Origin of the sequence: Azospirillum agricola, assembly GCF_017876095.1 — a bacterium.
GTDB lineage: Bacteria > Pseudomonadota > Alphaproteobacteria > Azospirillales > Azospirillaceae > Azospirillum > Azospirillum agricola.
Window position 1 is genome coordinate 405,073 of record NZ_JAGINM010000004.1, and the last position, 25,002, is coordinate 430,074.

Genomic DNA, 25,002 nt, shown 5'->3' on the forward strand with positions numbered 1-25,002 from the left:
GACGCCGATGCTGCGCTTCATCGCCGGTCGCCTGCTGACCCTGCCGCCGCTGCTGCTGGCGGTGTCGGCCGGCGTGTTCCTGCTGCTGCGGCTGGGGCGCGGCGATCCGGCGCTGGATTACCTGCGCCTGTCGAACATCCCGCCGACCGACGCCGCCATCGCCGAGGCGCAGCGGCTGCTCGGCCTCGACCGGCCGCTGGCCGAGCAGTATCTGTCCTGGCTGTGGCAGGCGCTGCACCTCGATTTCGGGCTGTCCTACGTCACCCGCCAGCCGGTGCTCGACGACCTCCTCCATTACCTGCCGGCCACCCTGCAACTGGGCGCCGCCGCGCTGGCCGTCACGCTGGCGGTCAGCCTGCCGCTCGGCGTGTGGGCGGCGCGGCACCGCGACCGGATGCCCGACCATCTGGTGCGGGCGCTCGCCTTCGTCGGCGTGTCGATCCCCAACTTCTGGCTGGGCTTCCTGCTGGTGCTGCTGTTCGCGGTGACGCTGAACTGGCTGCCGCCGCTCGGCCGGGGCGGCTGGAGCCACATGGTGATGCCGGTGGCCGCCGTGTCGCTGATGTCGCTGTGCATCAACGCCCGGCTGCTGCGCGCCAGCATGCTGGAGACGGCGGGGCAGCGCCACGTCCTCTACGCCCGCCTGCGCGGCCTGCCGGAGCGGCGCGTCGTGCACGGCCACATCCTGCGCAACGCCCTGCTTCCCATCGTCACCGCCACCGGCATGCACATCGGCGAGCTGCTGGGCGGCACGCTGGTGATCGAGAACATCTTCGGCTGGCCGGGGGTCGGGCGCTACGCCGTCTCGGCCATCCACAACCGCGACTATCCGGTGTTGCAGTGCTTCACCCTGCTGATGACGGTGATCTTCGTGCTGTGCAATCTGGCCGTCGACGTGCTGTACGCGTGGCTCGACCCGCGCATCCGGCTGGCGCGGGAGGCCGCGCGATGAGCGCGCTCGCCGAGGAGGCCGCCACGCCGGCCATCCGCCGCCGCCGGCCGCGCCGCACGACGCTGGCCGGGCTGGCCCTGGTCGGGACCATGATCCTGGGCGCCCTGGCCGCCCCCCTGCTGCCCTGGGATCCGGAGGCGGTCGACCTGATGGCCCGGCTGGAGGGGCCGGGCGCCGCCCACTGGCTCGGCACCGACCATCTCGGGCGCGACGTGCTGGCGCGGCTGCTGCACGGCGCCTCGGTGTCGCTGGGGGCGGTCGCCGCCATCGTCGGGCTGATCCTGGCGCTGGGCATCGGCGTCGGCGGCCTGTCGGGCCTCCTGGGCGGGCGGACCGACCGGATCGTCATGCGGGTGTGCGACGGCTTCCTGACGGTGCCGACCTTCGTGCTCGCCATGTTCATGGTCGGCGCGCTCGGCACCGGGATGGCCAACGTGATGCTGGCCATCGCCCTGTCGCACTGGGCCTGGTACGCCCGCCTCGTGCGCGGCATGGTGCTGTCGCTGCGCGAGCGCGACTATGTGGCCGCCGCCATCGTCTCCGGCGCCTCGCGCCCGCGCGTCTTCGTCGAGCACATCCTGCCGGGCGTGCTGGTGCAGCTGGTGGTGCTGGCGAGTCTCGACATCGGGCACATGATCCTGCACGTCGCCGGCCTGTCCTTCCTGGGGCTGGGGGTGACGCCGCCGACTCCGGAATGGGGGGTGATGATCAACGAGGCGCGCGAGTTCATCTGGACCCAGCCCACGCTGATGCTGTGGCCGGGGCTGATGATCCTGCTGACGGTGATGGGCTTCAACCTGCTGGGCGACGCCCTGCGCGATCGGCTCGACCCGACGCTGGCGGGGGACGGCTGTTGAGCCCGCGGCGCCTGACCGTCGAGGGGTTGCGCCTCGCCGCCCGCCGCGACGGCCGGCCGCTGGAGCTGGTGCGCGGCGTCGACCTGGCGCTGGAACGCGGGCGGGTCACCGCGCTGGTCGGCGCCAGCGGGTCGGGCAAGTCGCTGACCTGCCTGGGCTTGCAGGGGCTGACGCCGCCGGGGGTGGAGCGGCTCGCCGGCCGCGTCCGGCTGGACGGCGCGGCGGTCGGGCCGGAGACTCTGCCGGGCCGGCTGGTGGCGACGGTGATGCAGAACCCGCGCAGCGCCTTCAACCCGGTGCTGACCATGCGCGCCCACGCCCGCGAGACGCTGGCCGTCCGTGGCGTCACCGACGATGTGGACGGGCGGCTGGCCGGGGCGCTGGCCGAAGTCGGCCTGCCGGAGCCCGGGCGCGTCGCCCGGCTGCACCCCTTCGAGATGAGCGGCGGGATGCTCCAGCGCATGATGATCGCGCTGGCGCTGCTGGCCGACGTGCCCTTCCTGCTGGCCGACGAGCCGACGACCGACCTCGACCCGCCGGCCCAGGCGCGCATCCTGGCGCTGATCGAGCGGCTGGCCGCCGAGCGGGGGCTGGGGGTGCTGATCGTCACCCACGACATGGGCGTGGTCGCCCGCCTGGCCGACGAGGTGTCGGTGATGGAGGCCGGCCGCATCGTCGAGACCGCGCCGGTGGCCGATCTGTTCGCGGCGCCGCGCTCCGGCGCCGCCCGCGCCCTGCTGGCCGCCCACCGCGCGCTCTACCCGGAGGAATTCGCGTGACGGTCCTGCTGGCCGCCGAGGCGGTGGAGAAGCGTTATCGCGGACCGGGCGCCTTCGGCGGCGGCCCGGCGAGGACCGTGCTGCGCGGCGTCAGCCTGTCGGTGCGCGAGGGGGAGAGCGTGGCGCTGCTCGGCGCCAGCGGGTCGGGAAAGAGCACGCTGGCCCGCCTGATGCTCGGCCTCGACCGGCCGGACGGCGGCACGGTGCGCTGCCTCGGCCGGCCGCTGGACGGGCTGGACGCCGCCGGGCGCCGGACCTTCCGCCGGACGGTGCAGGCGGTGTTCCAGGATCCGCTGGGCGCCGTCAACCCGCGCCATCCGGTCGGCCGGATCATCGCCGAGCCGCTGCGCCACCTGACCGGCCTCGACCGGCAGGGGCGGGAGGCGCGGGTGGCCGAGCTGCTGCGGCTGGTCGGGCTGGAGCCGGAGGATGCCGGCCGGCTGCCGGGAGGCTTGAGCGGCGGCCAGGTCCAGCGCGTCTGCATCGCCCGCGCGCTCGCCCCGCAGCCCCGGCTGATCCTGCTCGACGAGGCGGTGTCGAACCTCGACCTCGTGCTGCAAATCCAGATCCTCGACCTGCTGGCCGGACTGCGCGAGCGGCTGGGCACCGCCTTCCTGTTCATCACCCACGACGTCCGGCTGGTCCGCCGCTTCTGCGGCCGGGTGGCGGTGCTGCACGAGGGGGAACTGGTGGAGGACCGGCCGGCCGGCCCCACCCTCGCCTTCGATCATCCGGCGGCGCGCGCGCTGCTGGAGGCGGTACTGCCGGCCGCTCCGTCAGCCGCCCGGCCCTCGCGGTGAGGGTGGGACGCGGCGGGACGATCCCTGCGCGAAAATGCCGCTCACGCCGCCCCCGGCGCTTCGGCTAGTGTGCCGCCCCGGTGCGTGTCGGGCACCACACCAGGGACGGATCGACGGACCGGCATGAGCGCGACCCAGGACAGGATGCGACCCGCGCGGCGGGCCGGCCTCGCGGCCGGCGCGGTCGCGCTGCTGTTGCAGATCGTCGCCTGGGCCTGGATGCCCGCCATGATCGCGTCCGCCAACGCGGCCGACAGCAGCCGGATCGTCATCTGCACGCCGGATGGCTTCAAGACCGTGGTGTGGGGCGATCACGGCACGGGAAGCGATCCCGCGGACGACAAGGCCGAAGCGGCGATGTCCGGCGGTTCCTGCCCGCTCTGCCCGCTGATCGGCGGGCTGGCCCCGCCGCCGCCGGACACCCGGCCGCTGCCCGCCATGGCCGGACGCCACAGCCCCGAGGGGCTGCCCGGCGGCCTGATCGCCGCCGGCTGGTTCCTCTCCACCCTCCAGGCGCGCGCGCCACCGGTCTGAAGTCCAGGGATGCGGGACCGTCGCGCGGAAGATCCGCGCGACCGACCGCCGTCGCCACCCTCCTGCCTTCCGGCTTCGACAGGCCGCCCGCGCCCGTGGCGCGGCGCCGTGCCGAAGCCGGCCTCAGATCGAGAATTCCCATGACGTCGCGTTTTGCCGCGGCCGGCGCCTTGCGCGCGGCCCTGCTGTCGGGTGCCGCCCTGGCCGGCCTTCTGTCCAACGATGCCTTCGCCCAATCGTCCCAATCCCCGGCTCCTCAATCCCAGGCCCTTCAATCCCAGGCCGCCCAATCGCTTCCCGCCATCTCGGTGATCGCCAGCCCGGACGACTCCCTGCCCGCCGGCGACGGCCTGGGCGGAGGCGGGCTCGCCGCCCGCCTTCTCACCACCGACGACGTGGCCTCCCTGCTGCGCGGCCTGCCCGGCGTCAGCCTCAACGGCAACGGCGGCGTGTCGAGCCTGCCGGCGCTGAACGGGCTGGGCGCCGACCGCGTGAACGTGCTGGTCGACGGCGCTCCGGTCGCCCCCGCCTGCCCCAACCAGATGAACCCGGCGCTGTCCACCATCGCGCCCGCGCGCGTGGCCAAGGTGCAGGTGCTGGCCGGCATCACCCCGGTCAGCGCCGGCGGCGACAGCATCGCCGGCACCATCTCCGTCGAAAGCGCCCCCCCGGTCTTCGCCGCGCCGGGCGAGGCGGTGCGCAGCGGGGCCAAGCTGTCGGCCTTCTACCGGTCCAACGGCCGCGGCGTGTCCGGGGCCGCCGAGGCGTCCATCGCCAGCGACAGCCTCAGCCTCGGCTACAACGGCTCCTGGAGCCGCGCCGAAAACTACAAGGCAGGCGACGGCCGGACCGTCCGCTCGACGCTCTACAACGTCCAGGACAACGCCGTGACGTTCGGCGCGCAGCGCGACGGGCACCGGATCACCGTGCAGGGCGGCGTCCAGACCATGCCCTACCAGGGCTTCCCGACCCAGCGCATGGACCTGACCGACAACCGCAGCGTCTTCCTGAACGGCCGCTACGAGGGAAGCTTCGACTGGGGAACGCTGGACGCGCGGGCCAACTGGCGGCGGACCCGGCACACCATGAACTTCCTGGAGGACAAGGGCGGCTTCACCGCCGGTGGCGGCATGCCGATGGACACGCTGACGACGGACGCCGGCTATTCGGTCAAGGCGACGCTGCAACTGTCGGCGCGCGACACGCTGCGCGTCGGCAACGAGTTCCGCCACACCGGCCTGGACGACTGGTGGGATGCGGTGGCCGGCAGCATGATGATGGGGCCGCTGACCTACTGGAACGTCAAGGACGGCACCCGCAACCGGCTGGGCACCTTCGCCGAGTGGGAGGCAGGATGGTCCCCGGCCTGGACGACCCTGCTCGGCGTGCGCAACGACGTGGTGTGGATGGACACCGGCGCGGTGCAGCCCTACTCCTGGCGGAACCCCATCGGCATGGGCATGATGGCGATGGCCAACCCGGACGCCGCCGACGCCCTCGCCTTCAACGCCCGCGGCCGCGCCCGCACCGACGTGAATTTCGACGTGACCGCGCTGGTCCGATACACCCCGTCCGACACCAGCGCGATCGAGGCCGGATACGCCCGCAAGACCCGCTCGCCCAACCTGTACGAGCGCTACGCCTGGGGCACCGGCGCCATGTCGAGCAGCATGAACGGCTGGTTCGGCGACGCCAACGGCTATGTCGGCAACCCCGACCTCAAGCCCGAAATCGCCCACACCGTCAGCGCCACCCTGGCCCTGCACGCGGCCGACCACCAGGCGTGGGAGGTCAAGCTCACGCCCTACTACACCTATGTCCAGGACTTCATCGACGTCGAGCGGATCGGCACGCTGGGCAACGGCTTCGTCAAGCTGCGCTTCGCCAACCACGACGCGGTCCTCGTCGGCGCCAACCTGTCGGCGGCGGCCAGGGTCTACGAGGATGACGCCATCGGCGCCTTCCGCCTGTCCGGGGTGGTCGGCTGGGTGCATGGCCGCAACCTCGACACCGGCGACGCGCTGTACCACATGATGCCGCTCAACGCCCTGTTGACGGCCGAGCACCGGCTGGGCGGCTGGAGCAGCGCCGTCGAGCTTCAGGCCACCGCCCGCAAGGATCGGGTGCAGGCGGCGCGCAACGAGCCGAGGACGCCGGGCTACGCCCTGGTCAACCTGCGGACGGGGTACGAGTGGGGCAGCGTCCGGGTCGACGCCGGGATCGAGAACCTGTTCGACCAGCGTTACGACCTGCCGCTGGGCGGGGTCGATTACGCCGGCTACCGGGCCGGGGGAAGCCGCGGCACGGTCGGCGCGCTGCCGGGAGCGGGACGCTCCTTCATCGCCGGCATGACCGTCAAGTTCTGAGGCGGGGCGGCGAACCGCCGGAGCCGCTCAGGCCTGGAGCAGTTCCAGCGGTTCGCCGGCCGAATCCAGGCGGGCGCAGACGAGAGGCCCGCCGAATCCGCAGCCGCCGTCCAGCGTGATCGTGTGCGGCCCGGCGGCCAGCCCCCGGCGGGCCGGATCGAAGCCGCGAACCAGGCGCCGGAAGGCCCCGTAGGAGGCATCCAGCCGGGCGAAGCCGTTGCCGCCCCACCAGAAGGCGTCGCCCTGCCCGGTCAGCGGCCGGGCCGGGTCGATGCCGGCGCTGACCAGCAGCAGCCGGGCGTCGTCCGGCCCGCCGCCGTCATTACCATTGCCGTTGCCATCCCCGTCCGCGTCGCCGCCGCCGTCGGCACCGCCGGTGTAGGCGGCGCGGCGCAGCGCGTTGAACAGGGCCTCGTGCCCCGGCCGCGCCTGGACCGCCTGCCGGAGCCCCCGCGTCCAGCGGCCGAGCATCACCGTTCCGCCGCGCGCCGCCGCCATGCCGGCGTCCGGCGTGCCGCCATAGGCGGCCAGCGTCGGGCCGACGCCCTGGCGCAGCATCCAGTCGAGCACATGGCGGGGATCGGGGGCGAAATGGAGTTGCAGCAGCTTCTGCCACATCTCCTCCTGCGCGCCGCGCAGATAGACGATGTCGGTGGCCAGCATGCCGCGCCGGCTCAGCAGGGCGCGGCGGAAGGCGAGCAGGCGGTCGATGGTGTCCAGCGCCCGCTCGCCATGGCCGACCATGTTGCCGAGATAGACCAGCCGGTCGCCCGGCTGGAATCGTTCGGCGATGGCGTGGTGGATGGCGTCCAGCGGGCCGGGCTGGGCGTGGATGGCCCCGACGGCCCAGACATGGCGCGGCCGCCCGAGCGCGGCGAAACGGGTGTCCGCCACGCTTCCGGGGGCGGGGTTTCCGGAAACCGCGCGGCCGGGAGCGGTGACGCGGCCGGCGGTCCGGGGGGCGATGTTTCGAAGATCAGCCATGCGCACACAAACGCCCACACTCCGGTCCGAGGAATGACGGGCCGGAGTGTAGGCGTGTTGCGCAACGGAAACAAAGACGAAAGCGGACGGCGGGCGCGCGGCTTAACGATGCAGCCGCGCGGACGCGCCGCAGATTCTCAGGCGGCCTTGGACAGGACCGATTCCAGACGCTCGGTCGCCTTCATCTCGTCGATCATCTCGACGGCGGCGAGTTCGCGGGCCAGGCGCTCCAGCGCGGCCTGGTAGATCTGACGCTCGCTGTAGGACTGGTCGGACTGGTCGGCGCCGCGGTACAGGTCGCGCACCACCTCGGCGATCGACACCGGGTCGCCCGAATTGATCTTGGCCTCGTATTCCTGGGCGCGGCGGCTCCACATGGTGCGGCGCACGCGCGAACGGCCCTGGAGGGTCTCCAGCGCGACCTTGATCCGGTCCTTGGTGGACAGGCGGCGCAGGCCGGCGTTGCGGGCCTTGCCCACCGGAACCTTGAGCGTCATGCGCTCCTTCTCGAACGTGATCGCGTAGAGCTGAACCTCAAGGCCAGCGATGCTGTGGGTTTCGATCCCTTCGACTCGACCGACGCCATGAGCCGGATAAACGACGAAGTCGCCGGCTTCGAAGTCAAGCTTGTTCGACATGTGGGTTGGCTCTCACTTTCCGCGATCACGCCATTTTGGCCGCCCCGGTGGAAGGGACGAAAAAAGACCCTCAGACGATCATGGCGCCGTGGGGATTGGAACCCAGCCACGACGATCACGACAGTCACGAGTCCTTGAGCGTTGGGAATGCCGGCAATGGCGCGAAGGCCGGCTCCGGGCGCGCATTATAGCGATGTTACGCCCGAGTTACAAAGGGAACGTCCCCTGGGCCGGGCGGTTTCGTCCGCCGCCCGACCATGGCCGACCCGTCCATTTTGCATGGCAACAAATTTAGGCGAAACCCACGAAACGGTGCCGACTCCGCGCCGCCCGCGAAGGGCCGGCGCGTTGGTGTCACTTGCCGGGCTTGGGCGAAAGATGCTTCAGCTTGTCCGCGACGCCCTTCCACTGGTCGGCGTCGGGAAGCGCGTCCTTCTTGCGGGTGATGTTGGGCCACTGGCCGGCGTAGTCGCGGTTCAGCTCCAGCCATTGGGTGGCGCGGTCGTCGGTGTCGGGGACGATCGCCTCGGCCGGGCATTCCGGCTCGCACACGCCGCAGTCGATGCATTCGTCGGGGTGAATGACCAGGAAGTTCTCACCCTCGTAGAAGCAATCCACGGGACAGACCTCGACGCAGTCGGTGTACTTGCACTTGATGCAGCCGTCGGTGACGACGTAAGGCATGATTCTCTCTCCGCTGTTCCGGCCCGCCCGTCTGTCCGTCGGCGCGAAAGCCCGCGCCGGACGGCCGTCAATGCCGGATTGCCAACCCGCGCCTGCCTAGCACGCCGCCTCGAAGGGGTTCAACCCTGCGCGTGCTGTGGGCGCTTGCGTCGCGGCCCCGGCGGCCGTCTCCGGAACCGCGCCGGACACGCTGTCCAGGAAGGCGCGCAGGCTGGCGGTCTCGATGGAATCGGTGCGGCGGACGAACAGGGTGGGCATCCGGCCCTGCCCGCCCGGCAGGGCGCGCCACGCCAGCAGGCCTCGCCACGGGTCGCGCTCCACCACCGAGCGCGGCAGGACGGTGACGCCCATGCCCGCGCCGACGCATCCCAATATGGCGTCGAGCGAGCCGAACTCCATCACCCGGAAGGGCACGCGGCCAGCCTCGCGCATGACCATCTCCGCCCGGCCACGGTAGGCGCAGGCCCGCGCGAAGCCGAGCAGCGTGCTGCGCGCGCCCTCCGTGGTCAGGCCGCCCGCCGGCTCCACCAGCACCAGCTCCTCGTCGAAGACGGCGAAGGCGGTCAGGTCGGGATGGTCGACCGCCCCGCCGACGAAGGCGCCGTCGATGCGGCCGGCCAGCACCTCGGCCAGCATGGTCTCGGTCGGGCCGGGAAGGATGGTCAGCTCGACGTCGGGATGGTCGGCGTGGAAGCGGGCCAGGATCGGCGGCAGCCGCACCGCCGCCGTCGATTCCATGGTGCCGATCGACAGCCGCCCGCCGCGCCCGGCGGCGTCGGCCACCGCGTCGCGCGCCTGCGCCACAAGCCGCAGCACGCGGTCGGCGTAGTCGGCCAGCACCCGCCCCGCCGGGGTCGGCACCATGCCGCGGCTCATCCGCCGGAACAGGTCGACGCCGAGATCCTCCTCCAGCCGCTTGACCCGCGCGGTGACGTTGGACTGGACGCAATGCAGCGTCTCCGCCGCGCGGCTGACGCTGCCGGTGTCGGCCACCGCCTTGACGACGCGCAATCCCGCCAGATCCATGCCAGTCGCTCCCTTGCCGGGCCCCCGGTCGCCGCATGGCTCCCATCACCCGGAGTGCAGCTTATCATCAGGACAATTCATTGGAAATGAGCGCTGAACCGCGTCCATGATGGACACCAAAAGCAATCAGAAGACCAAACGAGAGGCGTGGACCATGTTTCGGGTGCTGATCGGCGGCGTCATCTCGCTCGCCATCGCCATGGGGGTGGCGCGCTTCGCCTTCACCCCGATCCTGCCGGCCATGCAGAGCGCCACCGGGCTGGGCACCGACGGGGCGGGCTTCCTCGCCTCGCTGAACTATCTGGGCTATTTCATCGGGGCGATCGGGGCCGGGCTGGTGCCGCACGGGCGGGTGCGCACCAACGTCTTCCGGCTGTCGCTGCTGCTCAACGTCGCCAGCACGGCGGCGATGGGCATCGATTTCGGCAACGCCGCCCAGGCGATGCCGGCCTGGAGCGTGCTGCGCTTCGTCTCCGGCGTGACCAGCGCCGGCATGTTCATCCTCGGCATCGCCATGGTGCTCGACACGCTGGCCCGCGCCCAGGGCGAGCGCTGGGCCGGCTGGCTCTACATGGGCGTCGGCACCGGCATCGCCTCGTCCGGGCTGTTCGTGGCGCTGGTGGGGGGGCGGCTCGGCTGGACCGGCGACTGGCTGGCGCTGGGGGCGATCTGCGCGGCGATCGGGCTGCTGCCGGCGCTGTGGCTGACCGACCCGCCGCCGGCCGCCCACGCCTCCCACGCCGCCGCTCCGACGGCCGGTGCCGGGAAAGCCGACGGGAAGAACGGCGCGTCGTCCGCCCTGTCGGCGCCGCTGCTGCTGCTGACCGCCGCCTATTTCCTGGAGGGCGGGGGCTACATCGTCTCCGGCACCTTCCTGGTGTCGATCCTGAAGACCGACCCGGCCATGGCGGCGCTCGGCGAGACGGCCTGGATGGTCGTCGGGCTGGGCGCCATGGGGGCCGGCGTGTTCTGGGCGGCGGTCGCCCGCCGGGTCGGCTCCTGGTGGGCGCTGATCCTCGCCCACCTCGCCCAGACGGTCGGCATCCTGCTGCCGATGACCGGGTCGCCGACGGCGGCGCTGGTCTCGGCGATCCTGTTCGGCGGGACCTTCGTCGGCATCGTCTCGCAGGCCTTCGCGCTCGGCCGCTCCCTGTCGGGCGGCGCCTCGGCGAAGGTCGTCGGCACGCTGACCGCCGTCTACGGGCTGGGCCAGATCATCGGGCCGCTGCCGGCCGGCATGGTGGTGGCGCGCACCGGCAGCTTCGATTCCGCGCTGCTCGGGGCCGCGGCGGCGGTGGTCGCCGGGGCCGTCCTGCTGGCGGCCGGCGCCTGGATCGCCGGACGCCGGGCGGAAGAGCGCGATCCGCTGGTCCGTCCCAAGATTTCGTAAGTCTTCATATGAGTCCGGGCGGCCTGCGACAATAGGTGCCCGCCGCCCGGACAGTCGGCGGCTTCCGCCGATCATACGCCTTGTCTACAGTTTCCCCCGTGTCGTCATCGGTTGGACACGACTCCAACAAGCGGGGGAAAACATGAAGCGCAAACTGGTTCCGGACGTCATCGGGTCGCAGGAGCTGATCCTGGTGCCGGAGGACACCTCGGTCGCCACCGTGTCGAAGCTGATGGCCGAGAAGAACATCGGCGCCGTGCTGGTGGTCAATCACGGCTCGCTGATCGGCATCGTCACCGAGCGCGACCTGAACAACAAGGTCCTGTCCAGGGATCTCGACCCGGCGGCGGTCGAGGTGTCGGCGGTGATGACCCGCAACCCCGACACGCTGCCGCCCGACGCCGACGCGGTGGACGCGCTGAAGCTGATGCACGACAAGCACTACCGCCATCTGCCGATCACCCAGGGCAAGCGCGCGGTCGGCATCGTGTCGATCCGCGACCTGTTCAAGGTCGCCTACGAGCATCTGATGGCCGAACGCGCGCCCGCCTGAGGCAGGAAAGAGGGCGCGAGGCCGGGGTGGGCGGGGCTCAGTGCCCCGCCGCCGCGCCCCGCGCCTCCTTCTGCGCCGCCTTCTTGCGCCGGCCGGCGGCCATCAGGTTCAGCGCCTCGACCAGCGCCGAGAAGGCGATGGCGAAGTACAGGTAGCCCTTGGGGATGTGGAAGCCGAGACCGTCGGCGATCAACGCCACGCCGACCAGCAGCAGGAAGGACAGCGCCAGCATCTTCACCGTGGTGTGGCGGTTGACGAAGTCGCCGACCGGGCCGGAGGCGAACAGCATCACCGCCATGGCGATGACGACCGCCGCGACCATCACCGGCAGGTGGTTCGACATGCCGACCGCCGTGATGACGCTGTCCAGCGAGAAGACGATGTCGAGCACCATGATCTGGAGCACGACCGAGCGGAAGGTCGCGTGCTTCGGCGCGGTCCCGGCCTCCTCGTGGCCTTCCACCGTGTGGTGGATCTCCAGCGTGCCCTTGGCGAGCAGGAACAGGCCGCCGCCGATCAGGATCAGGTCGCGGCCCGACACCGCCCAGCCCATGACCGTGAACAGCGGTTGCGTCAACTGGGCGATCCAGGCGATGGAGGCCAGCAGCGCCAGCCGGCTGATCAGCGCCAGCGCGAGGCCGAACTGGCGCGCCGACTTCTGCTGCTCGACCGGCAGCTTCGACGCCATGATCGAGATGAAGATGATGTTGTCGATGCCCAGCACGATCTCCAACGCGGTCAACGTCAGAAGGCTGGCCCAGACATTCGGGTCGGCGAGCAGGTCGAGCATGATGAAGGGCGGGGCTCCAGGGGTTCGGGACGGCGTACGGCCGCCGGCCGGTCAAGCGTGACCGCGCCCACATGATGCCACAATCATCATCCCGCAAGAGGGGATGCGATGATTTTCCGGCTCAGCTTTTCGCCCTACGCCCGGCGTCCCGCCCCCCTCCGGCGGAGTCACTCGCCGTCGCCGTGCAGGGCGTCGATGGCCCGGCGGTCGCGCTTGGTCGGCCGCCCGGCGCCGGGCGCCCGGTAGGGATCCTCCAGCCGCTCCTCCGGCACCGGCGGGGAGAGATCCTCGTAGAGCGCCTGGGCCTCCGGCGCCGGGCCGCGCCGGTTTCCCAGCGCCAGCACCTTGATCACCCGGATGTGCCGCCCCTGCGCGAAGGTCAGCACGTCGCCCGGCTTGACCGCCGCGTGGGCCTTGGTGACGACCGCCCCCGACAGGCGGACGGCGCCGTCGTTGCACTGCTTGGCGGCGAGGCTGCGCGTCTTGAAGAAGCGCGCGAACCACAGCCACTTGTCGATGCGCAGCCGGCCGGGGGCGGAGTCGTCGGCGTCGCCGGTGGCGGTCATGACGGGGCTCCCGCCTCGTCCGAAATTCCGGCATCGTGCATGTCGTTCATTCACATCCCCGACAGTTGACGCAACTTGGCGAAGGGGTGGTCGGCGTTGGCCGGGGTTCCGCGCCGTGGCCTCGGCCCCTGAGGGCGCCGCCGCCGCCACGTCACCGCCCCGTCCTCCGCCACCGAGCGGGCATAGCCGAGCCCGGTCAGCACCGCGCCCAGCTCCTCCGCCGACACGCCGATCCGCTGCCCGAGCGCGACCTCACTGACCGGCGCGCCGGATTTTCCGAGGGTCAGCAGTTCCGTCTCCAGCCGGTCGAGCATGTCGACCCGCAGGGCCCGCCCGCCGGCCGGCGGATAGCCGATGGCCTCCCAGAAGGCGGGCGGCGCGCCGGCGGCCTCGACCGAGACGCGGCCCGGCGGCGGCAGCGGAACCGGCAGCGGGTGCCCCTTGGCGACCGCCCACAGCAGCCCGCGCAGCGCCACCGCCGCCGGCTTGGCCAGCGCCGTCAGGTAGAGGTGCGACACGCCGAGCCGCACGCCGAGCCTGGCCAGCGCCTTGCGGTCCTCGCGCTCCAGCCCCTCGACCAGCGGGGCGACCGGCAGGCGCGGCAGCACCCCCAGCCCCTCGACGAGCTGGAAGGCCAGCCCGCGCGCCGTGCCCGACAGGCCGTGGGGTCCGGCCCCGTGACCGTCGGCCAGCGCGAAGAGCGGCTTCAGCCGGGCGGCGACATGCTCCTTCAGCCAGCGTTCCAGCCGGGCGCGCACCCGCTCGCGCTGGGCCTGATCCAGCATGCCCTCGTCGAAGGGGACGACCAGCGGCGCCAGCACCGACGGCCCGGCGGCGAGCCTCGCCACCGGCACCCCGTCGGCGCTCAGCACCCCGTCGGGGCCGAGCGCGAAGACGTCGTCCGGCTCCTGCTCGAAGATGCGCAGCCGCCGCGCCAGCTCGTCGCGCAGCGCGCGGCGGGCGGCGGTCGCCAGCGCGCGCGCCTCCTCCGAGCGGTCGGGCGCGTCGGGGACGAAGCGGAAGCCCTCCAGCCGGCCGACGACGTGCCCCTCCACCACCACCTCGCCGTCGGCGCGCACGCCGCCGATCAGGGCGCGGCCGTCCTTCAGCGTGCGCGACAGCGTGGCGGAGCGGCGGTCGATGAAGCGTTGCGTCAACCGCTCGTGCAGGGCGTCGGACAGCCGGTCCTCGATGGCGCGGGTGCGCTCCTGCCAGTGCAGCGGGTCGCTCAGCCAGGCCGGGCGGTTGGAGATGTAGGTCCAGGTGCGGATGTGGGCGATGCGGGCGACCAGCGCGTCGATGTCGCCCTCGGTGCGGTCGAGCCGGGCGATCTGCTTGCCGACCCAGTCGGTGTCGAGCCGGCCGAGCCGGGTCCGCAAGGACCGGTAGACCTGACCCAGCAGCCGGGTGTGGGCGTCGGACAGCACCTTGCGGAAGTCGGGAACCTGGCAGACCTCCCACAGCAGCCGCACGGCCTCCTTGCCCTTGGCGAGATCCAGCACCTCCTGGTCGCGCACCAGCGCCTGGAGCGCCAGATGGTCGTCGGCGTCGCGGGTGCGGCTTAGCTCCGGGATGGGGGCCCGCTCCTCCAGCGACTTCAGCAGGAAGCCCGGCGTGTCGAAGCGCAGCGCGCTGTTGCGCCAGCTCAGGGTCTTGAGCGTCTCGAACTCGTGGTTCTCGACGCGGCTGATCAGGTCGGGATCGAGTTCGCCCACCTCGTCGGTGGTGCCGAAGGTGCCGTCGCGCATGTGGCGGCCGGCGCGGCCGGCGATCTGCGCCACCTCGGCCGGGCGCAGGCGGCGCGGGGCGAAGCCGTCGAACTTGACGATGCGGGCGAAGGCGACATGGTCGACGTCCATGTTCAGACCCATGCCGATGGCGTCGGTCGCCACGAGGTAATCGACCTCGCCCGCCTGGTAGAGCGCCACCTGGGCGTTGCGGGTGCGGGGCGACAGCGCCCCCAGCACCACCGCCGTGCCGCCGCGCTGGCGGCGGATCAGCTCGGCCATCGCGTAGACGTCGGTCGCCGAGAAGGCGACGACGGCGGAGCGCGGCGGCAGGCGGGTCAGCTTGCGGTGGCCGGCGTAGGTGAGCTGCGAGAAGCGCGGGCGGTTGATGAACTCGACGCGCGGCACCAGCCGGCGGATCAGCGGCTGGATCGAATCGGAGCCGAGGAACATCGTCTCGACCAGCCCGCGCGCGTTGAGCAGCCGGTCGGTGAAGATGTGGCCGCGCTCGGGATCGGCGCAGAGCTGGATCTCGTCCACCGCCAGGAAATCGACGGCGCGGTCGAGCGGCATCGACTCGACGGTGCAGACCCACCAGGACGGGTTGGGGGGCAGGATCTTCTCCTCCCCCGTCACCAGCGCCACGGCGTGCCTGCCCTTGATCGAGACGATGCGGTCGTAATTCTCCCGCGCCAGCAGGCGCAGGGGAAAACCGATCATGCCGGACCTGTGGCCGAGCATGCGCTCGATGGCCAGATAGGTCTTGCCGGTGTTGGTCGGCCCCAGCACGGCGACCACGCGGCCCCCAAGCCCGAGACCGCCGCCCCCCAAAGCTTGAGAGGCCGAAGCGCGAGAAGACGTCATGGCAGTAAGCTTTGGTGTGCCGGGGGCCGCTTTGCAAGCGTCGGCTGGGCGTTGGGCGAGCCGTTCAGGGGGACTTCGGCTTCTCCGCCTTCGGCGCCTCGGGCGCGGGCGCCGCCCCGCTGCCGGCCATTTTCGCCACCCGCTCCAGATTGACCGCCGCCGCCTTGCCGGAGTCGCTGTCGGGGGCGAGGCGCGCCACCAGCGCCCAATCCTCCCTGGCGCCGGCGAGGCCGCCGCTCAGCGCCTTGACGTTGCCGCGCAGCAGGATGGCCTCCGGGTCGCCGGGCTTCAGCTCCAGCGCGTGCCCGATGTCGGCCAGGGCCTGCCGGTAATTCGACAGCGCCTTCTGCGCGCTGGCCCGGTAGAGATAGGCGTCGGCCCGCGCCGGATCCTTGGCCAGCGCCGCGTCGAGGTCGGCGATGGCGTCCCAGAAGCGCTCGGCCTCGGCGCGGGCGAAGGCGCGGTCGATCAGCAGGTCGACGTCGCCCGGCTGCCTGTCCAGCGCCGCGCTGTAGAGCCGTTCCGCCCGCTTCTGGTCGCCGGCCCGCAGCCACGCCCAGCCGCCGCGCGCCAGGATCGAGGCCGCCGCCTTGGGGTCGTCCTTGCCCATCACCCCGGCCAGCTCCTCCAACCGCCCGCCGGCGGCCTTGAAGTCGCCCTTGTGGAACAGCGCGAGCGCCTGGCAGAGCCGGGCGTAGTCGCCGCCGCCCGCCTCCTGCCAGCGCAGCGCGCGGTCGAAGGCGGCGTCGGGCGCGGTCTCGGCCTGCGTCGCGCAGTCCTTCAGTTCGCGGTTCCGGTCGAGCGCCGGGTCGGCGGCGAGCGCGGGGGTCAGGGCGGGGGCCAGGGCGGAGGCCGTGGCCAGCAGCGACAGGACGGCCAGCGTGCGGTAAGCGTTGCGTCGGATCATGGTCGCCTTACACTCCGCCATCGTCCGGTCCGGCGCAAGCCCCAGCGCGCCGGGCCCGCCCCCGACTCCGTTGCCCAAGGATGCGCCGCGATGTCCTCTCCCCGCCTGTTCGTCTTCGGCCTCGGCTACAGCGCCCGCGTCTTCGCCGAGTCGCTGCGCGCCGAGGGCTGGCGGATCGCCGCCACCTGCCGCGGCGAGGAGAAGCGCGCCGCGCTGGAGGCCGAGGGGATCGAGGCCTTCCCGTTCGACCGCGACCGCCCGCTGGCCGACCCGGCGGCGGCGCTGGAGGGCACCACCCACCTGCTGGTCAGCATCCCCCCCGACGCCAAGGGCGACCCGGTGCTCGACCACCACGCCCGGCATCTGGCCGACCTGCGCACGCTGGACTGGGCCGGCTACCTGTCGACCACCGGGGTGTACGGCGACACCAAGGGCGAGTGGGTGAGCGAGGCGGCGTGGCTGAAGCCGACCGGCGAGCGCCAGAAGCGCCGGGTCGAGGCGGAACGCGGCTGGCTCGGCCTCCACCGGCAGTACGGCGTGCCGATGCACCTGTTCCGGCTGGCCGGCATCTACGGCCCCGGCCGCAGCGCGCTCGATTCCGTGCGCGACGGCACCGCCAAGCGGGTGGACAAGCCGGGGCAGGTCTTCGGCCGCATCCACGTCGCCGACATCGCGGCGACGCTGCGCGCCTCGATGGCGAAGCCGACGCTGGGCGCCGTCTACAACGTGGTCGACGACCTGCCGACCCCCTCCCACGAGGTGGTGGAGTACGCCTGCCGCCTGCTGGGCGTCGAGCCGCCGCCGCTGGTGCCCTTCGAGCAGGCGGATCTGTCGCCGATGGCCGCCAGCTTCTACGCCGACAGCCGGCGGGTGAAGAACGACCGCATCAAGCGGCAGCTCGGCGTGACGCTGGCCTATCCCGACTACCGCGCCGGGCTGGACGCCCAGCTTGCCGCCGACAGGCTCGCCGCCGGCAATCTTCGATCTTGAAGGATTCGCCGGCACACCCCGGTAATAATCGGGCCTGCGACCAAAACACGCGTCCGGGCCGGAAAAGGTTATTTAATACTCTCAACGGATCATCACCGCATCGCTGACGGGAATCCTGCGGGAGTGTGGGCATGAACGGCACGTTGCCCGGCGTGATGGCCAAGACCGGCGGTGTGTCCGCGGAGACCCCGGACACCGAAATCTTCCGCCGCCAGATGAACGAGGTCGTCTCGCGCATCCCGATGCACGCCATCCGTTCGGTGCTGGACGCGGTGGAGGAGTCGGCCGCGCCCAACGGCCAGCGCGCCCGGCACCTGCGCGACGCCCTGGTCGATCATTTCAACCGCCTGCGCCCGATGAAGGCGCGCCGCCTGTTCACCGGCCTGTTCGAGCCCTTCCTGGTCGACGACCAGATCCTCTACCGCGCGCCCGAGGCGGTGCCGGCCCTGATCCAGCGCGTCGACATGGGCGGCATCTGGAGCGCCCTGACGCAGCACGCCTTCCCCGCGCTGGCCGCCGAGGTGCAGAGCCGGCTCGACGACATGGCGCGCGAGGCGATGCTCGACGCCGTGCTGGTCAGCCCGCAGGCGATGGGCCTGCGCGAGGAGATGCGCCGGGAGGCGCTGGACTTCCTGATCCGCATGGCCGCCGACCGCAAGCTGACCGACCGCTTCCTGGCGACGGCCAACGACGAGGCGCTGCACGACGCCCGCCTGCGCACCCAGTATCTCGGCCGCAAGGCGCCGATCGACAGCGACCTGCTGGGCTTCGTCCGCGCCCTGCTGGAGCACAACGCCGTGCTGGTGCCGCTGACCGAGCGGATGCGCCGCGACATCGAGGAGATGCAGGCGGGCAGCGACTCCCGATCCGCCGAGGTCGAGTGCCAGTCGGCCCTGATGGTCGGCTTCGTGCGGCGGGTGCGCGACCTCGGCGTGCCCTTCCGCGACCAGAGCCAGGTGCTGGCGTGGTTCGCCCCGCTCTACGGGCTGAACGTCAAGCGCCGCTACGACGTGTTCCTGCGCCATGTGCGCGAGCACGCCGGCCCGGCGGTGCGCGAGTCGCACCCGCTGCTGCGCGCCCTGCTCGCCCATTTCCACGCCGCCGGCACCACCATCCGCGAGGTGGTGGACGGCATGTTCGGCGACGTCGACATCCAGGACGGCGGCGTGCTGTCGGTCAACACCGCCACCCGCGAGCTGCTGTCGGGCGCGGTGGAGCGCTTCGACCGCGCGCTGACCGCGCTGTCGGGGACCGGCTTCCTGGCCAGCCGCTCGACCGGCCCGGCGATCCGCGGGCAGCTCGCCGAGGTCAGCCGGGCGCTGACCGGAACCGTCATGCCGGCGCTGGCCTCGCGCATGCAGGCGGCGATGAGCGCCCGCATCGCCCCGGTGCCCGACCAGCAGGACATCGTCTGGCTGCTGGAACTGGTGTGGCGCTGGGGGCGCTGCCTCGGCAACGCCGGCTACGCCAACCCCGAGCTGAAGTCGCTGCGCCTCTACGCGGTGGAGACCGGGCGCGTCGCCTTCGTCCAGGCGATGAAGGCCGAGGGCGACGAGAGGCCGGCCCACCGGATGGCCCACATGCTGCGCATCCGCCGCCTGATGGCGGCGCTGGGCGAGGGCGTCGATTCCTGGATCAGCCCGGTCAGCCAGGGCCTGCACCGCGTCGTCTACGCCTATCTCGATCAGGTCGAGGCGATCGCGGAGGACGAATGGGCGGTGATCGACGCCTTCGTCGCGGCGGTCCGCTCGGAACTGACCCGCTCCCGCCACTGGCAGAGCGCCGACCTCGTGGAGATCCTGCGGCTGCACGAGATGCGCGGGCGGTGATCGTCGGCAATCGCGCAGACGCCGGGATAGCCCGCGCCGAACGGTCGTATGATCCGCCATAAGGCCCTGATCGCACGAATTTGGTTCGACGCAACCGCCATTATGGTATGATGCGCGCCCGCTCTGGGCGGTTGTCCCGGATTCCGCCTCCGGAAGTCCGCCCGAGCGCCCACCGATACACCCGCCGCCGAGACGACGACAGCATGAACATCACCATCGAACGCGCCGCCCTTCTTCGGTCCCTGGGTCACGTGCAGAGTGTGGTCGAGCGGCGGAACACCATTCCCATCCTCTCCAACGTCCTGCTGCGCGCGAGCGACGGCGAGCTGTCGCTGGCCGCCACCGACATGGATCTGGAGATCGTCGAGACGGTGCCGGCCACGGTCGGCCGCGCCGGCGGCACCACGGCCCCGGCCCACACCCTCTACGACATCGTCCGCAAGCTGCCCGACGGCAGCCAGGTCGAGCTGGACGTCGGCGGCGACGGCAACATCCTGACGCTGCGCGCCGGCCGCTCGCAGTTCAAGCTGTCCTGCCTGCCGGTGGAGGATTTCCCGCAGCTCTCCGGCGGCGAGCTGAAGCACAATTTCGCGGTTCCCGCCGCCGACCTGCGCGCGCTGGTCGACCGCACCCGCTTCGCGATCTCCACCGAGGAGACGCGCTATTACCTGAACGGCATCTACCTGCACGCCACCCGCTCCAAGACCGGCGGCGGCGCCGAGCTGCCGGTGCTGCGCGCGGTCGCCACCGACGGCCACCGTCTGGCGCGGGTCGAGATGCCGCTGCCCGAGGGCGCCGAGGGCATCCCCGGCGTCATCGTGCCGCGCAAGACGGTCAACGAGATCCGCAAGCTGATCGACGAGGCGGCCGACCGCATCGAGCTGTCGCTGTCCGACAACAAGATCCGCTTCGGCTTCGATTCCGTCACCGTCACCTCCAAGCTGATCGACGGCACCTTCCCCGACTACGAGCGGGTCATCCCGGTCGGCAACGACAAGGTGATGGAGGTCGACGCCAAGCTGTTCGCCGCCGCCGTCGACCGCGTCGCCACCATCTCGACCGAGAAGAGCCGGGCGGTGAAGCTGGCGCTGGCGCGCGGCGCCCTGACCCTGTCGGCGACCAGCCCGGAAGCCGGCAGCGCCACCGAGGAGCTGGAGGTCAATTACCAGGAAGGCCCCCTGGAAATCGGCTTCAACTCGCGCTACCTGCTCGACATCACGCAGCAGATCGAGGGCGAGGGCGCCCGCTTCACGCTGGCCGACGCCGCCTCGCCGACGATCATCCGCGACGTGGCCGATTCGACGGCCCTCTACGTCCTGATGCCGATGCGCGTGTGATGGGGTGCGGGGGACGGGTCCTCCGCCGAGCGGAACCGTGTCCTTGTCCACAGCATCCACAGGCTTTTCCCCGATGAGCGCGGAACCGCCGGCGCTGGCGGTCCGCCGCCTGACGCTGACGCGCTTCCGCGGCTACGACTCCGCGCGGCTGGAGCCCGACCGCCGGCCGGTGGCGCTGATCGGCCCCAACGGCGCCGGCAAGACCAACCTGCTGGAGGCGGTCAGCTTCCTCGCCCCCGGCCGTGGCCTGCGCGGCGCGCGTCTGGCCGAGATCGAGCGGATCGGGTCGCCTCCCGGCGCCGGCTGGGCGGTGGCGGCGACGCTCGACGGCCCGGCCGGCCCGGTGGAGATCGGCACCGGCCGCGAGCCGGCCCGCGAACCGCAAGGCTCCCGCAAGCCGACCGACCGCGACCGCCGCCTCGTCCGCATCGACGGCCACGCCGCCAAGGGCCAGACCGCGCTGGCCGAGCATGTCGCCGTCGTCTGGCTGACCCCGCAGATGGACCGCCTGTTCCTGGAGGGATCGAGCGGACGGCGCCGTTTCCTCGACCGGCTGGTCTTCGGCTTCGATCCCGCCCATGCCGGCCGGCTGTCGCGCTACGAGCACGCGCTGCGCGAGCGCGCCCGCCTGCTGCGGGATGGCCGCTTCGACGAGGGCTGGCTCGGCGCGCTGGAGGACCAGATGGCGACCACCGGCGTCGCCGTCGCCGCCGCCCGGCGCGAGGTGGTGCAGCGGCTGCGCGCCGCCTGCGCCCGTTCGGTCGGCCCGTTTCCCGGCGCCGACCTCGCGGTGACGGGGGCGGTGGAGGACTGGCTGGACGAGGGGCCGGCGCTGGCCGCCGAGGACCGGCTGCGCCAGTCGCTGCGCGACAGCCGGCGCCACGACGGCGGCGGCGACAGCGGCGGGGGCGGGGCGGCGACCGGCCCGCACAAGAGCGACCTGTCGGTCCGCCACGCGCCGAAGGACATGCCGGCCGCGCTCTGCTCGACCGGCGAGCAGAAGGCGCTGCTGATCGCCATCGTGCTGGCCAACGCCCGCCTGCTGGCGGCGGAGCGCGGCGCGGCGCCCATCCTGCTTCTCGACGAGGTGGCCGCCCATCTCGACCCCGACCGGCGCGAGGCGCTGTTCGGCGAGATCCTGGCGCTCGGCGCCCAGGCCTGGATGACCGGCACCGACGAGGCGGTCTTCGCCCCCCTGGCGGACGAGGCCGGGCGGTTCCACGTCGAGGACGCCCGCATCCGCCCCGGATAGCCCTTCCGATGATCCGGCCGGGCCGTGGAAGGCCGGAAAAAAAGCAGGCGTGCGCATGCGAAAACGCCGTTTTCTCAACCCGATCTGTTATAGTTGGCGCATGGCACAGGAAGCATTGAAGAACGACCTCCCGCAGCAGGACTATGGGGCCGAGTCGATCACCGTTCTGCGCGGGCTCGACGCCGTGCGCAAACGTCCGGGCATGTACATCGGCGACACCGACGACGGGTCGGGTCTGCACCACATGGTGTACGAGGTGGTGGACAACGCCATCGACGAGGCCCTGGCCGGCTATTGCGACAAGGTCGAGGTGCAGTTGAACGCCGACGGATCGGTGACGGTCCGCGACAACGGCCGTGGCATCCCGACCGACCTCCACCCGGAGGAGGGCATCTCGGCCGCCGAGGTCGTGATGACCCAGCTCCACGCCGGCGGCAAGTTCAACCAGAACAGCTACAAGGTGTCGGGCGGCCTGCACGGCGTCGGCGTCTCGGTGGTCAACGCCCTGTCGGAGACGCTGGACCTGCGCATCTGGCGCGGCGGCCGCACCCACACCATGCGCTTCCGCCACGGCGAGTCCGAGGCGCCGCTGGCCGACGTCGGCCCGGCCCCGGCGCTGGAGCCCGGACGCGCCGACGGCAAGACCGTGCTGAGCGGCACCGAGGTCACCTTCCTGCCGTCGAAGGAAACCTTCACCAACACCGAGTTCGACTACGCGACGCTGGAGCACCGGCTGCGCGAGCTGGCCTTCCTCAACTCCGGCGTCCGGCTGGTGCTGACCGACGCGCGCGGGGTCGAGCCGAAGGTCCAGGATCTGCATTACGAGGGCGGGCTGGAGGCCTTCGTCACCTACCTCGACCGCTCCAAGGTGGCGCTGCACAAGCCGGCGATCACCCTGAAGGCCGAGCGCCCGACCGAGCATGGCGGCGTGGTGACGGTGGAATGCGCGTTGCAGTGGAACGACAGCTACCACGAGACGACGCTCTGCTTCACCAACAACATCCCGCAGAAGGACGGCGGCACCCACCTCGCCGGCTTCCGCGCGGCGCTGACGCGGGCGATCAACAGCTACGCCAACGAATCCGGCATCGCGAAGAAGGAGAAGGTCAACCTGTCGGGCGACGACGCCCGTGAAGGCCTGACCTGCGTGCTGTCGGTGAAGGTGCCCGATCCGAAATTCTCCAGCCAGACCAAGGACAAGCTCGTCTCGTCCGAAGTCCGCCCGGTGGTCGAGACCATCGTCGGCGAGGCGCTGGCCCAGTATTTCGAGGAACACCCGGCCGACGCCAAGCGCGTCGTCATGAAGGTGGTCGAGGCCGCCGCCGCCCGCGAGGCCGCCCGCAAGGCGCGCGAGCTGACGCGGCGCAAGGGTGCCTTGGACATGGCCTCGCTGCCCGGCAAGCTGGCGGACTGCCAGGAGCGCGACCCGGCCGGCTCCGAGCTGTTCATCGTCGAGGGCGACTCGGCGGGCGGCTCGGCCAAGCAGGGGCGCTCGCGCCAGTTCCAGGCCATCCTGCCGCTGCGCGGCAAGATCCTGAACGTCGAGCGGGCGCGCTTCGACAAGATGCTGTCCTCGGCGGAGATCGGCACGCTGATCGCGGCGCTCGGCACCGGCATCGGCCGCGACGAGTTCAACGCCGACAAGACGCGCTACCACAAGATCATCATCATGACCGACGCGGACGTGGACGGCAGCCACATCCGCACCCTGCTGCTGACCTTCTTCTTCCGGCAGATGCCGGAGCTGATCGACCGCGGCTATCTCTACATCGCCCAGCCCCCGCTCTACCGGATCAAGCGCGGCAACGCCAAGGAACGGTACCTGAAGGACGACCGGGCGCTGGAGGAGTATCTGGTCGAGGCGGCGCTCGGCGACCTGTCGGTGCAGCTCTCCGACGGCAGCCTGCTGATCGGCGAGCAGCTGAGCGGTCTGGTCGAGCAGGCGCGCACCGCCCGCCCGGCGCTCGACGCGCTGGCCCGCAAGGCCGGCACCCTGACGGTGGTGGAGCAGGCGGCGGTCGCCGGCGCGTTGTCGCTCGCCCTGGTCAACGACGCCGCCGCGGCGCTCGCCGCCGCCCAGACGGTGGCGGAACGCCTGAACGGGCTCGATCCGGAGGGCGGCTGGCGCGGCGAGACGCTGCCGCAGGGCGGCTACGCGGTGGTTCGCTCGCGCCGGGGCGTGACCCACCGGCATCTGTTCGACGCCGACCTGCTGAAGAGCGTCGAGGCGCGCCGGCTGGACGCGCTGGCGCCCGACCTGAAGCGGGTCTTCGGCACGGTCGGCCGCGCCTTCGAGAAGCAGAAGGAAACCCGTGCCCTGACCGGCCCGGTGGCGCTGTTCGACGTGGTGATGGAGCTGGGACGCCGTGGCGTGACCATCCAGCGCTACAAGGGGCTGGGCGAGATGAATCCGGACCAGCTCTGGGAGACCACGCTGGACCCGGCCAAGCGCTCGTTGCTCCAGGTGCGCGTCAACCACGCCGACCAGGCGGAGGAGGTCTTCTCCACCCTGATGGGCGACATCGTGGAACCGCGCCGCGAGTTCATCCAGGACAACGCGCTGAAGGTCTCCAACCTCGACGCCTGACAGCGCAAGTGTCGGTTGTCTGATAAACCGAGGTTTCGCCACATTAAGCGAGGCGGGTGGAACACCCCGCCTCGCTTTTCTTTTCGCGGTTGCGGGAAATATTCCCAGCCTCTCTTTGAGAGCCTCGGCGCGCCTCTTGTCAACATTGCCCCCTCCCCGCTGACCGGGTGGGGAATGCGAGGTAACCCGGTCGGCGAAACGCACCCCGCCCATACCCACGGACCGCGTCTCTCAAACTGTCCTTGGCACCGCTCGCCACCGCCCCAGAGCGCCGGGCGTCCCTCAATGTTGACAGTGTAATCGCACCTTTCCTTTCCCGTATTCGCGAAGATAGACCCCCGAAACCCCGGTGTCCGAAAGACAGACCGGCAAAGGATAGGTGCGCGCGGAAGCGATCCTGAGAATATTCGCTCGTTGCTTCGAGCGCATCCGCGTCCCATCATCTTCGCACTTCTCCTTCACGGAACCTTCGGAAGGATGCGAAGGACACGGGGCGATAGCGTCCGTCAAGATGGTGGAAAATCGTGCGATGCTGAGGTGGCCATTGTTCAGGCGGCTTTGGGTGGAAACGTGATGGCTGATGAGGCTTC

22 protein-coding genes are annotated in these 25,002 nt (G+C 71.6%); 13 read left to right on the forward strand and 9 right to left on the reverse strand.

Annotated features, from left to right (window positions below):
* Window positions 1-7: 7 nt before the first annotated feature.
* From nikB to J2847_RS08335, 6 genes are all read left to right on the forward strand, one after another.
* Entirely contained in the window at window positions 8-952 is a 945-nt protein-coding gene (gene nikB, locus J2847_RS08310; RefSeq protein ID WP_209778523.1) for a nickel ABC transporter permease subunit NikB, read from the forward strand.
* Window positions 949-1,809 carry a nickel ABC transporter permease subunit NikC gene (gene nikC / locus J2847_RS08315; protein ID WP_209778524.1) on the forward strand — a complete coding sequence of 287 codons (861 nt, stop codon included), beginning with the start codon at window positions 949-951 and terminating at the stop codon, window positions 1,807-1,809. Before nikB ends, nikC begins: the two co-directional genes overlap by 4 nt.
* A complete protein-coding gene (locus tag J2847_RS08320; protein ID WP_411800565.1) occupies window positions 1,806-2,588 on the forward strand; it encodes an ATP-binding cassette domain-containing protein in 783 nt (260 codons plus the stop codon). Before nikC ends, J2847_RS08320 begins: the two co-directional genes overlap by 4 nt.
* Complete coding sequence (gene nikE, locus J2847_RS08325) at window positions 2,585-3,388, forward strand: nickel import ATP-binding protein NikE (protein WP_209778526.1); 804 nt, start codon at window positions 2,585-2,587, stop codon at window positions 3,386-3,388. Before J2847_RS08320 ends, nikE begins: the two co-directional genes overlap by 4 nt.
* 123 nt (window positions 3,389-3,511) lie before the next feature.
* On the forward strand, window positions 3,512-3,922 hold the full coding sequence (locus J2847_RS08330; protein WP_209778527.1) for a DUF2946 family protein: 411 nt from the start codon (window positions 3,512-3,514) through the stop codon (window positions 3,920-3,922).
* A gap of 140 nt (window positions 3,923-4,062) precedes the next feature.
* Window positions 4,063-6,288, forward strand: coding sequence for a TonB-dependent receptor (locus J2847_RS08335; RefSeq protein ID WP_209778529.1), 2,226 nt, complete (start codon window positions 4,063-4,065; stop codon window positions 6,286-6,288).
* A 27-nt stretch (window positions 6,289-6,315) separates the two neighbouring features.
* Here J2847_RS08335 and J2847_RS08340 read toward each other — a convergent pair whose 3' ends face one another.
* The 4 genes from J2847_RS08340 to J2847_RS08355 form a co-directional block, all read right to left on the reverse strand.
* Window positions 6,316-7,272: a hypothetical protein gene (locus tag J2847_RS08340; RefSeq protein ID WP_233474356.1), complete on the reverse strand. Its 957-nt coding sequence runs from the start codon at window positions 7,270-7,272 to the stop codon at window positions 6,316-6,318.
* Between the two features lie 137 nt (window positions 7,273-7,409).
* Window positions 7,410-7,910 carry a CarD family transcriptional regulator gene (locus J2847_RS08345; protein WP_209778531.1) on the reverse strand — a complete coding sequence of 167 codons (501 nt, stop codon included), beginning with the start codon at window positions 7,908-7,910 and terminating at the stop codon, window positions 7,410-7,412.
* A gap of 354 nt (window positions 7,911-8,264) precedes the next feature.
* Window positions 8,265-8,594, reverse strand: coding sequence for a ferredoxin FdxA (gene fdxA / locus J2847_RS08350; RefSeq protein WP_085555425.1), 330 nt, complete (start codon window positions 8,592-8,594; stop codon window positions 8,265-8,267).
* Window positions 8,595-8,690: 96 nt separating this feature from the next.
* Window positions 8,691-9,620: a LysR family transcriptional regulator gene (locus J2847_RS08355; protein WP_209778532.1), complete on the reverse strand. Its 930-nt coding sequence runs from the start codon at window positions 9,618-9,620 to the stop codon at window positions 8,691-8,693.
* Between the two features lie 154 nt (window positions 9,621-9,774).
* Between J2847_RS08355 and J2847_RS08360 the strand changes: the two genes are divergently transcribed.
* Both J2847_RS08360 and J2847_RS08365 read left to right on the forward strand, forming a co-directional pair.
* Entirely contained in the window at window positions 9,775-11,010 is a 1,236-nt protein-coding gene (locus tag J2847_RS08360; RefSeq protein ID WP_209778534.1) for a YbfB/YjiJ family MFS transporter, read from the forward strand.
* A gap of 142 nt (window positions 11,011-11,152) precedes the next feature.
* The gene (locus J2847_RS08365) at window positions 11,153-11,563 is read left to right on the forward strand and encodes a CBS domain-containing protein (RefSeq protein WP_085555427.1); all 411 of its coding nucleotides are present in this window, start codon (window positions 11,153-11,155) and stop codon (window positions 11,561-11,563) included.
* Between the two features lie 37 nt (window positions 11,564-11,600).
* Here the strand turns inward: J2847_RS08365 and J2847_RS08370 are convergent, their stop codons facing one another.
* The 4 genes from J2847_RS08370 to J2847_RS08385 form a co-directional block, all read right to left on the reverse strand.
* The gene (locus J2847_RS08370; protein WP_209778535.1) at window positions 11,601-12,353 is read right to left on the reverse strand and encodes a TerC family protein; all 753 of its coding nucleotides are present in this window, start codon (window positions 12,351-12,353) and stop codon (window positions 11,601-11,603) included.
* Between the two features lie 167 nt (window positions 12,354-12,520).
* Entirely contained in the window at window positions 12,521-12,919 is a 399-nt protein-coding gene (locus tag J2847_RS08375; protein WP_209778537.1) for an RNA-binding S4 domain-containing protein, read from the reverse strand.
* 50 nt (window positions 12,920-12,969) lie between these two features.
* Window positions 12,970-15,444, reverse strand: a complete 2,475-nt coding sequence (locus tag J2847_RS08380; RefSeq protein ID WP_325169346.1) for a helicase-related protein — start codon at window positions 15,442-15,444, stop codon at window positions 12,970-12,972.
* Window positions 15,445-15,574: 130 nt separating this feature from the next.
* On the reverse strand, window positions 15,575-16,417 hold the full coding sequence (locus J2847_RS08385; RefSeq protein WP_233474357.1) for a tetratricopeptide repeat protein: 843 nt from the start codon (window positions 16,415-16,417) through the stop codon (window positions 15,575-15,577).
* Between the two features lie 90 nt (window positions 16,418-16,507).
* Between J2847_RS08385 and J2847_RS08390 the strand changes: the two genes are divergently transcribed.
* The 5 genes from J2847_RS08390 to gyrB all read left to right on the forward strand — a co-directional run bounded on the left by J2847_RS08390 (window position 16,508) and on the right by gyrB (window position 24,412).
* Window positions 16,508-17,407, forward strand: coding sequence for an SDR family oxidoreductase (locus J2847_RS08390; RefSeq protein ID WP_209778542.1), 900 nt, complete (start codon window positions 16,508-16,510; stop codon window positions 17,405-17,407).
* A gap of 131 nt (window positions 17,408-17,538) precedes the next feature.
* On the forward strand, window positions 17,539-19,236 hold the full coding sequence (locus J2847_RS08395; RefSeq protein ID WP_233474358.1) for a hypothetical protein: 1,698 nt from the start codon (window positions 17,539-17,541) through the stop codon (window positions 19,234-19,236).
* A 203-nt stretch (window positions 19,237-19,439) separates the two neighbouring features.
* A complete protein-coding gene (dnaN, locus tag J2847_RS08400; protein WP_085555432.1) occupies window positions 19,440-20,573 on the forward strand; it encodes a DNA polymerase III subunit beta in 1,134 nt (377 codons plus the stop codon).
* Window positions 20,574-20,646: 73 nt separating this feature from the next.
* Window positions 20,647-21,825, forward strand: a complete 1,179-nt coding sequence (gene recF, locus J2847_RS08405) for a DNA replication/repair protein RecF (protein WP_209778544.1) — start codon at window positions 20,647-20,649, stop codon at window positions 21,823-21,825.
* A gap of 100 nt (window positions 21,826-21,925) precedes the next feature.
* Window positions 21,926-24,412: a DNA topoisomerase (ATP-hydrolyzing) subunit B gene (gene gyrB, locus J2847_RS08410; protein ID WP_209778545.1), complete on the forward strand. Its 2,487-nt coding sequence runs from the start codon at window positions 21,926-21,928 to the stop codon at window positions 24,410-24,412.
* Between the two features lie 282 nt (window positions 24,413-24,694).
* On the opposite strand, the gene J2847_RS08415 is transcribed toward gyrB, so the two are convergent.
* Window positions 24,695-25,002 (reverse strand): hypothetical protein (locus tag J2847_RS08415; RefSeq protein ID WP_209778547.1); only part of this gene is annotated, 308 nt, incomplete at its 5' end.

Excerpts from the sequence above, each read along its gene's own strand:
- nikB (WP_209778523.1), top strand. The coding sequence starts at position 8 with ATGCTGCGCTTCATCGCCGGTCGCCTGCTGACCCTGCCGCCGCTGCTG.
- nikC (WP_209778524.1), top strand. The coding sequence starts at position 949 with ATGAGCGCGCTCGCCGAGGAGGCCGCCACGCCGGCCATCCGCCGCCGC.
- J2847_RS08330 (WP_209778527.1), top strand. The coding sequence starts at position 3,512 with ATGAGCGCGACCCAGGACAGGATGCGACCCGCGCGGCGGGCCGGCCTC.
- J2847_RS08335 (WP_209778529.1), top strand. The coding sequence starts at position 4,063 with ATGACGTCGCGTTTTGCCGCGGCCGGCGCCTTGCGCGCGGCCCTGCTG.
- J2847_RS08340 (WP_233474356.1), bottom strand. The coding sequence starts at position 7,272 with ATGGCTGATCTTCGAAACATCGCCCCCCGGACCGCCGGCCGCGTCACC.
- J2847_RS08345 (WP_209778531.1), bottom strand. The coding sequence starts at position 7,910 with ATGTCGAACAAGCTTGACTTCGAAGCCGGCGACTTCGTCGTTTATCCG.
- fdxA (WP_085555425.1), bottom strand. The coding sequence starts at position 8,594 with ATGCCTTACGTCGTCACCGACGGCTGCATCAAGTGCAAGTACACCGAC.
- J2847_RS08355 (WP_209778532.1), bottom strand. The coding sequence starts at position 9,620 with ATGGATCTGGCGGGATTGCGCGTCGTCAAGGCGGTGGCCGACACCGGC.
- J2847_RS08360 (WP_209778534.1), top strand. The coding sequence starts at position 9,775 with ATGTTTCGGGTGCTGATCGGCGGCGTCATCTCGCTCGCCATCGCCATG.
- J2847_RS08365 (WP_085555427.1), top strand. The coding sequence starts at position 11,153 with ATGAAGCGCAAACTGGTTCCGGACGTCATCGGGTCGCAGGAGCTGATC.
- J2847_RS08370 (WP_209778535.1), bottom strand. The coding sequence starts at position 12,353 with ATGCTCGACCTGCTCGCCGACCCGAATGTCTGGGCCAGCCTTCTGACG.
- J2847_RS08375 (WP_209778537.1), bottom strand. The coding sequence starts at position 12,919 with ATGACCGCCACCGGCGACGCCGACGACTCCGCCCCCGGCCGGCTGCGC.
- J2847_RS08385 (WP_233474357.1), bottom strand. The coding sequence starts at position 16,417 with ATGATCCGACGCAACGCTTACCGCACGCTGGCCGTCCTGTCGCTGCTG.
- J2847_RS08390 (WP_209778542.1), top strand. The coding sequence starts at position 16,508 with ATGTCCTCTCCCCGCCTGTTCGTCTTCGGCCTCGGCTACAGCGCCCGC.
- J2847_RS08395 (WP_233474358.1), top strand. The coding sequence starts at position 17,539 with ATGAACGGCACGTTGCCCGGCGTGATGGCCAAGACCGGCGGTGTGTCC.
- dnaN (WP_085555432.1), top strand. The coding sequence starts at position 19,440 with ATGAACATCACCATCGAACGCGCCGCCCTTCTTCGGTCCCTGGGTCAC.
- recF (WP_209778544.1), top strand. The coding sequence starts at position 20,647 with ATGAGCGCGGAACCGCCGGCGCTGGCGGTCCGCCGCCTGACGCTGACG.
- gyrB (WP_209778545.1), top strand. The coding sequence starts at position 21,926 with ATGGCACAGGAAGCATTGAAGAACGACCTCCCGCAGCAGGACTATGGG.